Source organism: Microbacterium sp. CJ77 (genome assembly GCF_002911615.1).
In the GTDB taxonomy this organism is placed as follows: domain Bacteria; phylum Actinomycetota; class Actinomycetes; order Actinomycetales; family Microbacteriaceae; genus Microbacterium.
The window spans coordinates 1-566 of sequence record NZ_PQBR01000005.1; the positions used below are offsets into that span (position 1 = coordinate 1).

At 60.8% G+C, this 566-nt stretch carries 1 protein-coding gene; it reads left to right on the forward strand.

Features of this window, described 5'->3' with window-relative positions; translation table 11 throughout:
• On the forward strand, positions 1-425 hold a 425-nt coding region (locus C2868_RS17545; RefSeq protein ID WP_219811446.1), incomplete at its 5' end, for a hypothetical protein.
• Positions 426-566: the final 141 nt, after the last annotated feature.

Genomic DNA, 566 nt, shown 5'->3' on the forward strand with positions numbered 1-566 from the left:
TTGGGTTCAAATCCCACCGTCACCGCCACTTTGAGGCCGGTTTCAGTCTGATTCGATCAGCTGGGGCCGGCCTCAGTTCTGTTCGTTGCGGTTCAGTTGTGGGCACGGCGTGGTCAGGGATTTTCTTCGTTGCGTGGGTCAGCGAATTGGATTTGAGCGAACCGCATTCAGCACGGCCGAGCGCGGTCGAGCAGTTCCTCGAAATCGTGCGTGCCCACGAGCTGCCCACAGAATCTCACGTGGGTGAAATGCCCACCGTCAGTGACTCGAGTCCTGATTACACGCATCGCATCTCCGGCTGGCTCGGTGTGGCTGATCTCACCAGCGGCCCCAATGGTTCTGCTAGCCATTGCTACTGGGGCGGGATCGCCAGGCATGAGGTCGCGCGGCCAGTCCGCGTCACGAGTGAGGTTCCTGTGCGTTGACCCTCACCTGAGCGGAACAGCATCGGCTTGGCTGGCAGCCCCGTATCGTTGACAGGACTTGCCACTGACCCACGAGAGAGAAACCCCGTGAGCCATCATCGTGCCTCCACCGACCAGGAGGGTCGATCACCGGTCAAGTCC